This window comes from Janthinobacterium sp. UMAB-56, assembly GCF_900095265.1.
In the GTDB taxonomy this organism is placed as follows: domain Bacteria; phylum Pseudomonadota; class Gammaproteobacteria; order Burkholderiales; family Burkholderiaceae_D; genus Janthinobacterium.
The window spans coordinates 41,338-53,340 of the sequence record NZ_LT607673.1; the positions used below are offsets into that span (position 1 = coordinate 41,338).

At 61.0% G+C, this 12,003-nt stretch carries 13 protein-coding genes and 1 tRNA gene; 7 read left to right on the forward strand and 7 right to left on the reverse strand.

Translation table 11 applies throughout. The features are described 5' to 3' along the window. Together K0F85_RS29050 and K0F85_RS26660 are read right to left on the reverse strand one after the other, a co-directional pair. The coding region (locus K0F85_RS29050; RefSeq protein ID WP_257638186.1) for a penicillin acylase family protein at nucleotides 1–285 on the reverse strand (285 nt) is incomplete at its 3' end. Nucleotides 286–300: 15 nt separating this feature from the next. After that, complete coding sequence (locus K0F85_RS26660; RefSeq protein ID WP_219118861.1) at nucleotides 301–1,137, reverse strand: hypothetical protein; 837 nt, start codon at nucleotides 1,135–1,137, stop codon at nucleotides 301–303. 112 nt (nucleotides 1,138–1,249) lie between these two features. Between K0F85_RS26660 and K0F85_RS26665 the strand changes: the two genes are divergently transcribed. The 3 genes from K0F85_RS26665 to K0F85_RS26675 all read left to right on the forward strand — a co-directional run bounded on the left by K0F85_RS26665 (nucleotide 1,250) and on the right by K0F85_RS26675 (nucleotide 2,615). Continuing rightward, nucleotides 1,250–1,696: a DUF2939 domain-containing protein gene (locus K0F85_RS26665; RefSeq protein ID WP_219118862.1), complete on the forward strand. Its 447-nt coding sequence runs from the start codon at nucleotides 1,250–1,252 to the stop codon at nucleotides 1,694–1,696. 124 nt (nucleotides 1,697–1,820) lie between these two features. Beyond that, complete coding sequence (locus K0F85_RS26670; RefSeq protein ID WP_219118863.1) at nucleotides 1,821–2,324, forward strand: DUF2939 domain-containing protein; 504 nt, start codon at nucleotides 1,821–1,823, stop codon at nucleotides 2,322–2,324. A gap of 78 nt (nucleotides 2,325–2,402) precedes the next feature. Beyond that, complete coding sequence (locus K0F85_RS26675) at nucleotides 2,403–2,615, forward strand: hypothetical protein (protein ID WP_219118864.1); 213 nt, start codon at nucleotides 2,403–2,405, stop codon at nucleotides 2,613–2,615. Nucleotides 2,616–2,637: 22 nt separating this feature from the next. Here the strand turns inward: K0F85_RS26675 and K0F85_RS26680 are convergent, their stop codons facing one another. Next, the gene (locus K0F85_RS26680; protein ID WP_219118865.1) at nucleotides 2,638–4,035 is read right to left on the reverse strand and encodes an HD-GYP domain-containing protein; all 1,398 of its coding nucleotides are present in this window, start codon (nucleotides 4,033–4,035) and stop codon (nucleotides 2,638–2,640) included. Between the two features lie 409 nt (nucleotides 4,036–4,444). Here K0F85_RS26680 and K0F85_RS29165 point away from each other — a divergent pair, with 409 nt between their 5' ends. Further along, the gene (locus tag K0F85_RS29165; RefSeq protein ID WP_219118866.1) at nucleotides 4,445–6,163 is read left to right on the forward strand and encodes a methyl-accepting chemotaxis protein; all 1,719 of its coding nucleotides are present in this window, start codon (nucleotides 4,445–4,447) and stop codon (nucleotides 6,161–6,163) included. A 95-nt stretch (nucleotides 6,164–6,258) separates the two neighbouring features. Here K0F85_RS29165 and K0F85_RS26690 read toward each other — a convergent pair whose 3' ends face one another. Beyond that, nucleotides 6,259–6,582: a hypothetical protein gene (locus K0F85_RS26690; protein ID WP_219118867.1), complete on the reverse strand. Its 324-nt coding sequence runs from the start codon at nucleotides 6,580–6,582 to the stop codon at nucleotides 6,259–6,261. Between the two features lies 1 nt (nucleotide 6,583). Here K0F85_RS26690 and K0F85_RS26695 point away from each other — a divergent pair, with 1 nt between their 5' ends. The 3 genes from K0F85_RS26695 (at nucleotide 6,584) to K0F85_RS26705 (ending at nucleotide 10,221) form a co-directional block, all read left to right on the forward strand. Then, a complete protein-coding gene (locus K0F85_RS26695; protein ID WP_219118873.1) occupies nucleotides 6,584–8,869 on the forward strand; it encodes a TonB-dependent receptor in 2,286 nt (761 codons plus the stop codon). Nucleotides 8,870–9,016: 147 nt separating this feature from the next. Beyond that, nucleotides 9,017–9,100: transfer RNA gene (locus K0F85_RS26700), tRNA-Leu, on the forward strand. Between the two features lie 155 nt (nucleotides 9,101–9,255). After that, the gene (locus tag K0F85_RS26705) at nucleotides 9,256–10,221 is read left to right on the forward strand and encodes a site-specific integrase (protein WP_219118868.1); all 966 of its coding nucleotides are present in this window, start codon (nucleotides 9,256–9,258) and stop codon (nucleotides 10,219–10,221) included. Here K0F85_RS26705 and K0F85_RS26710 read toward each other — a convergent pair. The 3 genes from K0F85_RS26710 to K0F85_RS29065 form a co-directional block, all read right to left on the reverse strand. Further along, complete coding sequence (locus tag K0F85_RS26710; protein WP_083299899.1) at nucleotides 10,216–10,479, reverse strand: hypothetical protein; 264 nt, start codon at nucleotides 10,477–10,479, stop codon at nucleotides 10,216–10,218. The two genes, K0F85_RS26705 and K0F85_RS26710, sit on opposite strands and share 6 nt — an antisense overlap. Next, nucleotides 10,476–10,781 carry a DUF4406 domain-containing protein gene (locus K0F85_RS26715; protein WP_219118869.1) on the reverse strand — a complete coding sequence of 102 codons (306 nt, stop codon included), beginning with the start codon at nucleotides 10,779–10,781 and terminating at the stop codon, nucleotides 10,476–10,478. The genes K0F85_RS26710 and K0F85_RS26715 overlap by 4 nt, the downstream gene beginning before the upstream one ends. Continuing rightward, the coding region (locus K0F85_RS29065) for a DNA cytosine methyltransferase (protein WP_257638187.1) at nucleotides 10,778–12,003 on the reverse strand (1,226 nt) is incomplete at its 5' end. The genes K0F85_RS26715 and K0F85_RS29065, both read right to left, overlap by 4 nt.

The following is a 12,003-nucleotide window of genomic DNA, read 5'->3' on the forward strand; positions in this document are numbered from 1 at the left end:
TTCGCCCTCCACTTCCGCCAGCCGCCCCATGGCATTGATGTAGTTCAATTCCACGCGGGGAAAATCATCCTCGGCCTGCGCGTACATCAAGCCGAAGACGGCATCCGCATCGCTCTTGCCCGTCACGTGGGCAATTCCCCAGGTATCACGCGCGATGCTGACATGGGCGGCCTGCGCCTGCCAGCGGGCCATGTCGGTGACAGAAGCAGCGGGCGCAGCCTGCACAGGAGGAACTGCAACGGCGCCGCAGGCGATGGCGGCAAACAAGGCACGGCGAGTCAGCATGAACTACTCCGGTAATCAGGATGCGTCGATCAGCGTCGCGATGCGCTGGTTGAGTTCCACATTCTCCGCCTGCAGCTGCGCCACCCGCTGTTTCAGGCTGGCGATCTCGCCGCGCAAGCGCTCCGCTTCGGACGGCGCACTGGCCGCGTTCTCGGCCCACGGCTCATTGCCCGTCTCCGGCGTGTCCTGAGATACATGCACCTTCGGCTCGCGCGGCGTGCGCGTGGCGGCGCGCTGTTCGCGGATTTCCTTGGCCGCCTGGCGCAGCAGTTTCTTGCCACCGGCGACGGCTGCCACCTGCTCTTCCGGCGGCAGGGATGCCACGGTGGCCGCCGCATTGATGGAGATCGTGCCCGAACGAACGGCCTCCACCAGTTCCGGCGCAGCCGCCTTCTGGATTTTCTCGATCTGGCTGATCTGGTTGCTGCTCAGGCGCGCCGCCTTGGCCACCTCTTCGCGCGTGCTCATGGGTGGCTTGGGCGCATTTTCGCCGTCGGGAGCATCTGTCGCGCTGACGGGCGCCGGGCTGCGCGCGGCGACGATTTCCTTCTTGCGCAGGGCCAGCACGCCGCGCTGGAAGTCCGATACGCTGCGCCGCGCCAGGTGATTGTCGATCATCCACAGCATGACATCGTCGAGCGAGCTAAAGCTGGTGTTCTGGATGGTCTTGAATTCGATGCCGTGCTGGCGGCAGATGGCGTAGCGGTTATGCCCGTCGATCAGCACGTCGTTCCACAGCACCAGCGCGTCGCGGCAGCCTTCGGTCAGCAGGCTGCGCTCGAGCGCAGCGTATTCGCTGGCGGTGAGCGGGTCGATGTACGACTGCAGCACTTGATTGATAGTGATATTCATGGTTGTCCTCAATATTGCGGCGCGATGGTCCGCGCCGGCACGAATGCTACACCATCCTCCGCCCCTGGCCGGGTAAAATCACGGCGGCACAGCTCATTCAAAAATACGGACCATGCAAAGAAAGTACGCCACCGCGATCATTTTTACCGTTGCCGCCATCGGCTTCACCTGGATCAGCCCCTATATCGCCATGTACCGCATCAGCATCGCGGCGAAATCCGTGCGCCTGGAAAACCTGGCGCAGCAGGCCGACCTGCCCGCCGTGCGCGCCAGCGTGGCGCGCCAGTTGCGGGCGGCCGGCGAAACGGCGAGTGCAGAGGACTTCAAGGAAATGCTCGACACCATCGTCTCGCCGCCCGGCATCACGGTATTGATCCTGCACGGCAAGCAGGGGGCGGACGGCAAGCGCCACGACTTCGGCATGGCTTATCGCTCGTGGAACGAAGTGGTACTCCAGCGCAGCGGCGCCGGCCCCGCCGCCAGCCAATTTTTGCTGCGCCGCCATGGCATCTGGGACTGGAAATTGACGGACATTCGCTTGCCGCCAGAATTACTCTGATGAAACTTGATCTAAAACAACACTTACTTAAAACGTCATATTGATTTTGGGAAATATTATGTAGAATGCCAACACTTCAGGCGCACCGCGTCACCAGGCATCGAGAGATTGCACGATGAAAAGAATGATGTTTCTCGCTGTAGTGGCATTGCTCGCGCTGGCCGGCACCTTCTATGCCAGCCCGTATTTCACCATGGACCAGATCCGCGCTGCGACCATGGACGAGGATAGCCAAGCCTTGGCCGCGCAGATCGATCTGGCCCAGTTGCGCGGCAGCCTCGGACAGCAACTGCATGCCCTGTTCTCGGCGCCGGAAGTGGCCGACGACATCAGCCCCGACGTCATCGATCCCTTGCTCGATACCATGCTGATGCCCGAAGGCATCGTCGCCTTGATGAAGCTCAATGACCGTTACGAAAAACCGATCGCCAAGGTCAGCGATATCAGCGGGCGCAAGCGCAACACCAAGCCCGACTACAAACTGCGCTACACCTCGTGGGACAAGGTCGTGGTGCAGCGCGCCCACAGCAAGAGCCATATCGGCGAGCTGACCCTGACGCGCGACGGCCTGTGGCACTGGAAGCTGGTGTCGGTAGCCCTGCCAAAGAATCTGCTGGCCGACGCCTGAGGCGCCAGCCCGGCGTAGCGGCAAACATCCACTGTGCGACACTGCTATCATCGGGATTTGATTTCCATCGGAGGCAGCATGTCAGACTTGGTACAACACGCACTGAACCACGCGGGCAAACCGGCCACCACGCCATGGGTGGTGACCCTGATCAACGGTGAAAAACTCACCGGCCCCATTTCCCCGCTCAGTGACGGCTGCTACGCCATCGGGCTGGGACAAATCAAGTATTTTTCCAGCGACAAGGTCGCCTGCCTGAATGTGTCGGGTGCGGGCGCGTTTCCCATCTGAGCAAGCACGCGCCAGCCCTGGCTCACGCCGGCAGGCGCGCGCCGTCAGGCTGCGCGAGGTCGGGTAAGCACGCCAGCGCCGCTTTCAAGGCGGCAAAGCACTGGGCGTCGATGGCTGTGCCCACCGTCTCGGCCATGATCTCGAGCGCTTTTGGAATGGGAATGGGCCCCCGATATGGCCGGTCGGCCGTGATGGCGTCGAAAATGTCGGCCGTGGTGATGATGCGCGTTTCCAGGCTGATGCCCTCGGCCGTCAAGCCCCGCGGATAGCCCTTGCCATCGAGCCGTTCATGGTGCGCAGCTGCCACGACAGCCAGTTCGGCAAACGCGTCAATGCGTGACAGAATCGTTTCCGTATAGTGTGCGTGCTGTTGCACGGCCAACCACTCTTCCGCGTCGAGTTTGCCAGCCTTGTCCAGCACGCAATTGCTGACGCCAAGCTTGCCGACGTCATGCAGCAAGGCACCCCGCTTGAGCCAGCGACGCCGCTCCGGCGTCACACCCAAGGTTTCGGCGATCATGTCCGTGTACAGCGCAACGCGCTCGCTGTGGCCGCTCGTGTACGGGCTTTTCGAATCGACTACCTGGCCGAACGCGGCAGCGATGTCGTCGAGATAGTCCTCGTCCACCGGCACGGAACGGTTCGCCGGTTCCAGCGCCGCCACGGCGGCCGTCAGGTCCTGCGAGCGCAACATGGACCAGAAGGCGCCCGACTGCGCTACCCGTTCGAACGCCTGCACCAGTAGCGGGTCAAACCAGCTGCCCGCGCGCTGGCGCACCTCGGCCTGGGCGGCGCGCGCGCCATCAGCCGTATGAAACACATCGATCACCTGCGCCAGCAGGGCGATGCGCGAAAACAGGGGAATCGCCTGGCCTGCCAGTTTGTCCGGCTTACCCTGGCCATTGTAGTGTTCGTCGAGACTGTAGATGCCCTCTGCCACGGATTCCGGAAAGCGCAACAGGCGCGCGATGTCGGCGCCGCGCTGGCAGCGCGTAGCGATCAGCTCCTGCGCGATATGCGAGCCGTCGCGCAAGATCGTCATGACGGCACGGAAACGCTCGGCCAGGCCAGCCTTCAGGCCCGTGTGCTTGAGGACGAATTTGAGCACTTGCGGCAGGCTGTCGCCCACCGTCTTGAAGCCTTGTTTGAAAGACAGATCATCCGTCAGGTAGAGCTCGCAGATGCGCGCAGCATTACTGCTGCAGCCCAGGTCCTTGAGCAGCAGGGTGTAATACAGATTCCACAAGTCTTCATCCGCCATGCCCAGTTCGCGTCCCAGATGCATGCCGATCCAGCAACAGCGGATGCAATGACCTTCCGGCTGTCCTTCGGTGATGTCCAGGGCCTGGCTCAGGGCGGCAATCAGTTCGGAGAGCCGGATGCCGTCAACGTCCGGCGCACTTGCGAATAAAATTAACATGGTAGAAATAGAAGTTTCTTATTTGCAATGAATTATATTCTACGCGAAATCTGGCCTGTCGCTACCTTGTGGCACCCTCATTGTCCATGCATGCGGCGCGCTTCAGCAGCGGCCCTATCGGGGAATGTGGACGACATCAGCATGTTGAGCAAAAAAACTGTTGCCCTTATGAAAAAAAACGGTTGATTTGCCAAAAATTCTATGTAAAAATGATTCCAACAAATAAAACAAATAAATTATTGAATTTGGCTTTTTTGATTAATGCTGTCCGCGCACCAAGAATCCGTGTTCAGGATAGCAAAGCATTGTGCAGCGCGCGTCACGCTGCAACGCAGCAACGCAGCAGGCTCTCACCAGTTTCGCGCAGACACACTTTCTAATCCAAACAAGGTATTCCGGGAGATACAACATGAATAAATTAACGGTACGCGGTCAACTGACTCTGGCTTTCGGCCTGCTGGTCTTTCTCCTCATCGGCATCTCGATCTTGTCCGTGCAGAGTTTTTCCACTTTCAACGCCGGCTTTGAGCAGTACGTCAACGGTATCATGGCGCGTGCCAACACGGCGCACCGCGTACGTGAAGCGATCGACATGCGCGCCGTGGCGGCCAGGAACCTGGTGCTCGTTGCCACGCCTGCGGACATGGAAATCGAACGCAAACAGGTGCTGCAGGCGCACGCCAATGTCGTCAAGAACATGCAGCATCTGCTGCAGCTTGCGCAACAGCCGGGGGTACCGGACGAGGTGCGCCGCGTCATCGACAAGATAGACGGCATTGAAAAACGCTATTCTCCCGTGGCCCTGGGCATCGTCGACCTGGCCTTGCAGAAAAAAAACGAGCAGGCCATCGTCAAGATGAACGATGAATGCCGCCCGCTGCTGGCCGCCCTCGTGGCAGCGACGGATGAGTATTTTGCGCTGACAGACCGGCGCTCCGCCGCCCTGCTGCAGGAGGATGGCGAACATTACGCTTCCAGCAGGAATATCCTCATCGGCGCCAGCCTGCTCTCCATCGTGCTGGCAACTCTGGCGGGCTGGCTCATTACGCGTCACTTGCTCAAGGCGCTGGGCGCCGAACCGCGCGAGCTGTGCGAGGCCGTCAGCCTGCTTGCCGCCAGCGACCTGACAGGAACACTCAACGTTGCACCGCAAGACAGCACCAGCGTGCTCTCGGCGCTGCGGCGCATGCAGGTGTCGCTGACCTCAGTCGTGTCGTCCGTACGCCAGGATTCCGACACGGTCTCGCTGGCCGCCGCAGAGATTTCCACCGGCAATAACGATCTGTCGCTGCGCACGGAACAGCAAGCCAGCTCGCTCGAAGAAACCGCTTCCTCGATGGAAGAGCTCACCAGCACCGTACGCAAGAATGCAGAGAATGCCCGCGAAGCCAACTTGCTGGCGACCACAGCGTCGGAGGTCGCCAGCAAGGGCGGCGCCGTAGTGGGACAAGTGATGGGTACCATGGACCTGATCAGCGAATCGTCGCGCAAAATTGTCGACATCATCAGCGTCATTGACGGCATCGCCTTCCAGACCAATATTCTGGCCCTGAACGCAGCAGTGGAGGCGGCGCGTGCCGGCGAGCAAGGCCGCGGCTTCGCCGTCGTGGCAACCGAAGTGCGCGGGCTGGCCCAGCGCAGCGCCAGCGCGGCCAAGGAAATCAAGGTCCTGATCGATGATTCCGTGAGTCGCGTCGATGCGGGTTCCAGGCTGGCGGCACAGGCTGGCACGACGATGACCGAGGTCGTCGCCAGCGTTGCACGCGTCAGTAACATCATCGCTGAAATCACCGTGGCAAGCCAGGAGCAGTCCGCCGGCATCGAACAGATCAATCAGGCGGTGACCCAGATGGATAGCGTCACGCAACAGAATGCGGCGCTGGTGGAAGAGGCCGCCGCAGCGGCGGAATCCCTGCGCGATCAGGCCAACCACCTGGTGCAAACGGTGAGTGTCTTCAAGACACACGGCGTCCAAGTGGCGGCGCCTGCGCCCGTGCGAGCCAACGCCAAGCCGCTGCGCCTGGCGCCGGTACCATCAGCTACCGCCAGCAAACGCCCTGCCGCGCCTGCGAAACCTCGTCGCGTGCAGGCGGAAGCGGCGACGGCCGACGACTGGGTAGAGTTCTGAGCAATTACGGCCATGCAAGGCTAGCGTCACAGGGGATAGCCGCAGCCGGCACCTCCCCTGTCGCGTTACAACAACAAGTTCCTGCTGAAAAAAATTCATGGCAACTGTTGTATTTCTAGTGCCCAAGCCTGGCTACCAGGACAATGCGGCACCCTTTTTTTGCGCATCCGCAGCAAATACCATCGCAATACCCACACTTTCGTGCGTTCGCACAAGCCCGGCGGCACTCCACTATGCACCCAGCAGATATTGACGACAAATACGATTTTATTCGCGTATTCAGTCGAAACGGATATGAATAACCGTGGCGGGAAAATGGCATGAATAGCAAAAATTTCCGTGCTAGCATGATTTTCGTCCAGCGGCCTAGCGCCAGCTTGGACCTTACGCACAACCTTGACCGACAGGAGCCGTTTCATGATGACACCGCATGCCAGCACAGTACGCCACACCCTGATTGCCCTGGCAATCACTGCCGCCTTTCCCCTGCAGGCGATGGCGCAGGACAGCACCCCTGCGCCAGCGACCGATGCGCCTGCCGCTCCGGTGGCACAAGCCGGTCCTGGCCAGCTGGAAACGGTGATCGTGACGGCACAGCGGCGCGCGGAAAACATCAAGGACGTGCCCATGTCCATCGCCACCCTGAAGGGCGAGAAGCTCGACACCCTGACGGCCGGCGGCGCCGACATCCGCTTCCTCAACAGCCGCTCGCCCAGCGTCTCGGTTGAATCCGACTACGGCCGTACCTTCCCCCGCTTCTACATTCGCGGCCTGGGTAACACCGACTTCGACCTGAATGCCTCGCAACCGGTGGGCCTGGTGATGGATGACGTGGTGCAGGAAAACGCCATGCTCAAGGGCTTCCCCGTGTTTGACGTAGACCAGGTCGAGGTGCTGCGCGGCCCGCAAGGCACGCTGTTCGGACGCAACTCGCCGGCCGGCGTGATCAAGTTCGACTCCGCCAAGCCCGTCTTCAAGACCGAAGGCTACCTGAGCGGCGGCTTCGGCAAGGATGGCATGAAGAACCTGGAAGGCGCCTTCAACGTGCCTGTCAGCGACACGGTGGCCCTGCGCTTTTCCGGCCAGACGCAGCGCCGCGACGACCGCGTCCACAACCCGCGCCCGACCGGCACGCGCGACTTCGAAGGCTATGAAGACAGCGCCGCCCGCCTGCAGGTACTGGTCAAGCCCACGCGCGATTTGACGGCCTTGTTCAATGTGCATGCGCGCAATCTCGACGGCACGGCAACGCTGTTCCGCGCCAACATCCTGAAACAGGGCACGAATGACCTGGTGGACAATTTCGATTACGGCTCCTACCCTACCGACGGTATCAACCGCCAGCACCTGAAAACCAAGGGCGGCAGCATGCGCCTGAAATGGGACTTGCCCGGCGTCACCCTGCATTCGATCACCGGCTACGAAAAACTCGATTTCTTCAGCCGCGCCGACGTCGATGGCGGCTATGGCGCCGTGTACGCGCCACCGATGGGCCCCGGCTTCATCCCCTTCTTCGTGGAAACGGCCGATGTGATCCCCAAGCACAAGCAGATTTCGCAGGAATTTCGCGCAGAATCGTCTGCCCGCGGCCCGCTGCAATGGATAGGCGGCCTGTTCTACTTCAAGGAAGATATCCAGATCGACAGCATCAGCTTTGACAGCCTGGCGCCCGGCAATCCGCAGAACAGCGCCTACGCCACGCAAAACCAGAGCTCGAAATCGTACGCGGCCTTCGGTTCGCTCAATTACACGGTGTCGGATGCCCTGAAACTGCGTGCCGGCCTGCGCTACACGACCGACAAGAAAGATTTCTCGGCCAAGCGCGTGGAAGCGACCACGGCCGGCCCGTTCAACTTGCACGATACCTCGCACAACGTCAGCTGGGACGTGAGCGGCACCTATGTGCTGAGCCCGGCAACGAACGCCTTTGCGCGCATTGCCACCGGCTACCGTGCACCATCGATGCAAGGGCGCCTGAACGGTCTGGACGACCGCCCCTCGCAGGCCGGCGCCGAAAAAGTGCTGTCGGTGGAGGCCGGCATCAAGCAAGACCTGTTCGACAAGCGCGCCCGTCTGAGCCTGGCCGTATTCCAGTACCGCGTCAAGGACAAGCAATTAACAGCCGGCAGCGGCGTGGTGAACATGAACCGGCTGCTCAATGCAGAGAAGGCTATCGGCCAGGGCGTGGAGCTGGACTTCCAGGCCAACCTCAGCGACTCGCTCAGCATGACGCTGGGCGGCAGCTATAACCATACGGAGATCCAGGACAAGAAACTGTATGTGCAAAGCTGCGGCAACGCCCAAAACACCCCGTCCAGCGGCTGCACCGTCACCGATCCCGTCGGCCCGTTCGTGGGCACGGCCTACATCGACGGCAACCCGCTGCCGCGCGCGCCGGAATGGCAAGCCAATTTCACCTTGAAATACAGCATTCCAGTGGCCAACGGCGAATTCTTCGCCTACACCGACTGGGCTTACCGTACCAGCTACAATTTCTTCCTGTACGAAGCGAAGGAATACAAGGCCAAGGAATTGCTGGAAGGCGGTTTGCGTGCCGGCTATAAGTGGGACAAATACGAAATCGCCGCGTACGGGCGCAACATCACCAACCAGATCCAGTCATTGGGGGCCATCGAATTCAACAACCTGACCGGCATCGTCAACGAACCGCGCACGTATGGAGTGCAGTTCAAGGCCACATTCTGAACTTGCGCTGACATAACCATGCTGTCCGCTGCAAACCGGACAGCATTTCTCTCTGACCTCGGCTGATACCTGGCGGTTGATGCGAAACCAGCACTCAAGCACAAGATGGCGTGATGCGTATCACCTGTGCTAGAATCTTGCCGCGCTGCCCGGATGGTGAAACTGGTAGACACTGGAGACTTAAAATCTCCCGCCTGTAAGGGCGTGCCGGTTCGATTCCGGCTCCGGGCACTCAGAACAAAAAACGCATAGTAGTACAAAACCCGCTTTTCTCTATTTTCATAGGGGAAAGCGGGTTTTTTTTCGTCTGCAGAAAAAGCAAAATGCGGCATAGGACACCGAAATGCTGCTACCATTTGCCAAAATTTACCAATGGATTTACCAAAATGGCAGCTCCGGTTAAGGATGGCAAGATTTGGCGACATCGCCTCATGGTCAAGGGTGTTCGGGTGTCAGGCACCTTTGAGACCAAGGCGGCCGCCCTCGCGTGGGAAGCGAGCCAGCGCGTCCAGCTGGCCGAAGGCAAGGCCAAGGTTGTCGAAGAGACGTGCAAGGATGCATTTGATCGGTACGAGCGTGAGGTTTCCAGGAATAAGGCCGGCAAGCGCTGGGAGGTCAACCGCCTGGCTGCCATGGGCGCCACATCCCTTGGCACCGTGAAAATTGCTGACGTCGATGAAACCCATGTGGCCGCCTGGCGCGACGAGCGGCTCAGGACAGTATCCGGCGCAACGGTTAATCGGGAAATGAATCTGCTGTCGCACGTGTTCTCGGTAGCGCGCAAGGAATGGAAGTGGCTGTCGAAAAGCCCCACGACCGACGTTGCACGGCCGAAGGTCAAGCCGCCCAGGGACAGGCTGATCAGCGAGGACGAAATTACCGCGATCTGCCTGGCCCTGGGCTGGGATCAGAAGGCCCCCGGCATGGTACCGACGACTAAACAGCATCGAATCGCCCTCGCCTTCCTTTTCGCCATTGAAACGGCTATGCGCGCTGGAGAAATATGCGGACTGGGTAAGGCGGACGTGTCGGGCCGCGTAGCCAAGCTGAAAATGACGAAGAATGGTTTTCCTCGGGATGTGGCGCTCTCCCCGCGCGCGCAGGAGATATGGGCGATGGTGCCGGATGGTTTTGATATTTCGTCCGCATCCCTAGATGCTCTTTTCCGAAAGGCCCGTGAGCGGGCTGGCGTCGAAGGCCTCACCTTCCACGATACCAGGCATGAAGCCATTACCCGCCTAGCTGGCAAGCTGGGAGTGCTGGATCTGGCGCGCATGGTCGGCCATCGCGATATTCGGCAGCTGCAGACGTATTACAACGCAACTGCCGACGATATCGCGGCAAAACTATGAAGTGTGCTTTTCTGCCCAGGCGATCACCTCACGGGCTTTGTACAGCGCCTGTGAGCGCCCTTCCACTGGCAGCCGGATTGGTCGCGGGAACGTCGGCAGGCACACGATGTCGCTGCGTACGCGCGCCGCCGAACGCTTGAAATAGGTAGCCAGGCAGTTGGTATCCCAAAGGTCCACGGACAGCGGCAAAGCCGGCCGTTGCATTTTTTCAATTGCCTCGGCCAGCTTGGCCAGAACGTCAGTTTCAGTGGCGGTCATGCTTGTGCTCCCATTTTCTTCAGTGAAGTAACGCCAAGCCCTAGCAGCTTGGCGAGTAAATATTCGATGCGCGCGCCTTTACTTAGGGGCCATCCTGGCAACATCACCAGGCAGTCGACGCTGGCCACCTGGGCCACACTCATGCGCATGTAGCCCAGCCAGCTACCGCATGCCGGTGCCGGATTCTCGGCCGGGTTGACCACGACGTGGCCAGCGGCGCGCAGCAGCGACGCTGCCTGGTGAAATGCCGGGTAGTTGAACTGAGGATGCCCGGTCATTGGCCCTGCGATGTAAATCTTCATGCAACCCTCGCAATCTCGCGCTCATGCGCGAAGTTGGCGAGGATCAGCGCCTTGGCCATGGGCGGGCAGACCGAGTTGCCGCACATGCGCACCTGGGCGCTCTTCGTCAGTTTCAGGCCTTGGGCCGGGTCGTCTCCGATGATGTAATCGTCGGGGAAGCCCTGGGCCCGGAAGAGCTCGCGCGGCTGCAGCATGCGTAGGCCGATATCCACGATCTGGTAGTCCTGGCCGTGAATAGTCACCAGGCCGAAGCGGTCACGGCTCGTGACGGTGGCCAGCGGCCCGTCGATATCCGGCGCCTGGTCCGTGCCGTAGTAGCTCAACAGGAATGCGCGTACCTCGGCGTGGTGCTGGCCGCCAGCACTGACCGTGCCCAGCGGCTCGTCGGTACCGGCCGCCGTGCTGGTGCCGCGCAGCTTGATCATGTTGCTGGTGACGATGCCCAGCGCATGCGGCGCGCCGGCGGGCTTTTCCTTCGGCCCGGCCGTGATCGTCGGCAGCGGCGTGTTCATGGCGCTGCCCGTGGCGCCGGTGCGGAACTTGGTAATGTGCGCCGATACCATCGAAAAATGGCCGCCCTTGACCTGGGCACAAATTGTGCGCAGCGGTTCGTCGGCCGGCATCACGCGCTGATTGCTCGCGTTGGCATGCTCCGTCAAGAACGCTGTCACCAGGCTGTGGTGGTCGCATGCTGTGACCGTGCCGATAGGGTCGGCCAGGTCAGAGCCCACGACGCCCGTGTAATGCTTGGCCAGGAATGCAGTGGCCACGGCCTTGTTGCCGCTGGCCGTAACGGTGCCGAGCGGCGCCTCGACGTCGTGCGCACCAGTGCCCCAGCGCTTCACGCCACCTGGCGATACTTCGCCGTGGGCGGCATCGACTAGCACAGCGGAAACCAGTGCCTGGTTGCCGGCAGCGGTGATTGTCGGTACAGGCATGTCGGCGCCAGCGCCGGGGTGGCCAGTGGTATTGGTCATGACGAATGGCGCAAGCTCGGCTTCGACCAGCGCATGCTTTGCGGCCGCCCCCACTACCGTGCCCAGCGGCTTTTTGATATCCAGAGCGCGCGGCGCCTGGCCTTCACGCTCGCCGTAGCCGACTTGCACCAGCGTGGCCACGCCCAGCGCCTTCTCGCCGCGGTGTGCGTCAGTGATGGTGCGGAATGGCTCACCGATGGATTCGGTACGGTCGCCGCCCTGGTGCGTGACCGGGACGATGGTCG

Bases quoted from the DNA above. Each gene is read 5' to 3' on its own strand.
- K0F85_RS26660 (WP_219118861.1), bottom strand. From the start codon at position 1,137: ATGAATATCACTATCAATCAAGTGCTGCAGTCGTACATCGACCCGCTC.
- K0F85_RS26665 (WP_219118862.1), top strand. From the start codon at position 1,250: ATGCAAAGAAAGTACGCCACCGCGATCATTTTTACCGTTGCCGCCATC.
- K0F85_RS26670 (WP_219118863.1), top strand. From the start codon at position 1,821: ATGATGTTTCTCGCTGTAGTGGCATTGCTCGCGCTGGCCGGCACCTTC.
- K0F85_RS26675 (WP_219118864.1), top strand. From the start codon at position 2,403: ATGTCAGACTTGGTACAACACGCACTGAACCACGCGGGCAAACCGGCC.
- K0F85_RS26680 (WP_219118865.1), bottom strand. From the start codon at position 4,035: ATGTTAATTTTATTCGCAAGTGCGCCGGACGTTGACGGCATCCGGCTC.
- K0F85_RS29165 (WP_219118866.1), top strand. From the start codon at position 4,445: ATGAATAAATTAACGGTACGCGGTCAACTGACTCTGGCTTTCGGCCTG.
- K0F85_RS26690 (WP_219118867.1), bottom strand. From the start codon at position 6,582: ATGAAACGGCTCCTGTCGGTCAAGGTTGTGCGTAAGGTCCAAGCTGGC.
- K0F85_RS26695 (WP_219118873.1), top strand. From the start codon at position 6,584: ATGACACCGCATGCCAGCACAGTACGCCACACCCTGATTGCCCTGGCA.
- K0F85_RS26705 (WP_219118868.1), top strand. From the start codon at position 9,256: ATGGCAGCTCCGGTTAAGGATGGCAAGATTTGGCGACATCGCCTCATG.
- K0F85_RS26710 (WP_083299899.1), bottom strand. From the start codon at position 10,479: ATGACCGCCACTGAAACTGACGTTCTGGCCAAGCTGGCCGAGGCAATT.
- K0F85_RS26715 (WP_219118869.1), bottom strand. From the start codon at position 10,781: ATGAAGATTTACATCGCAGGGCCAATGACCGGGCATCCTCAGTTCAAC.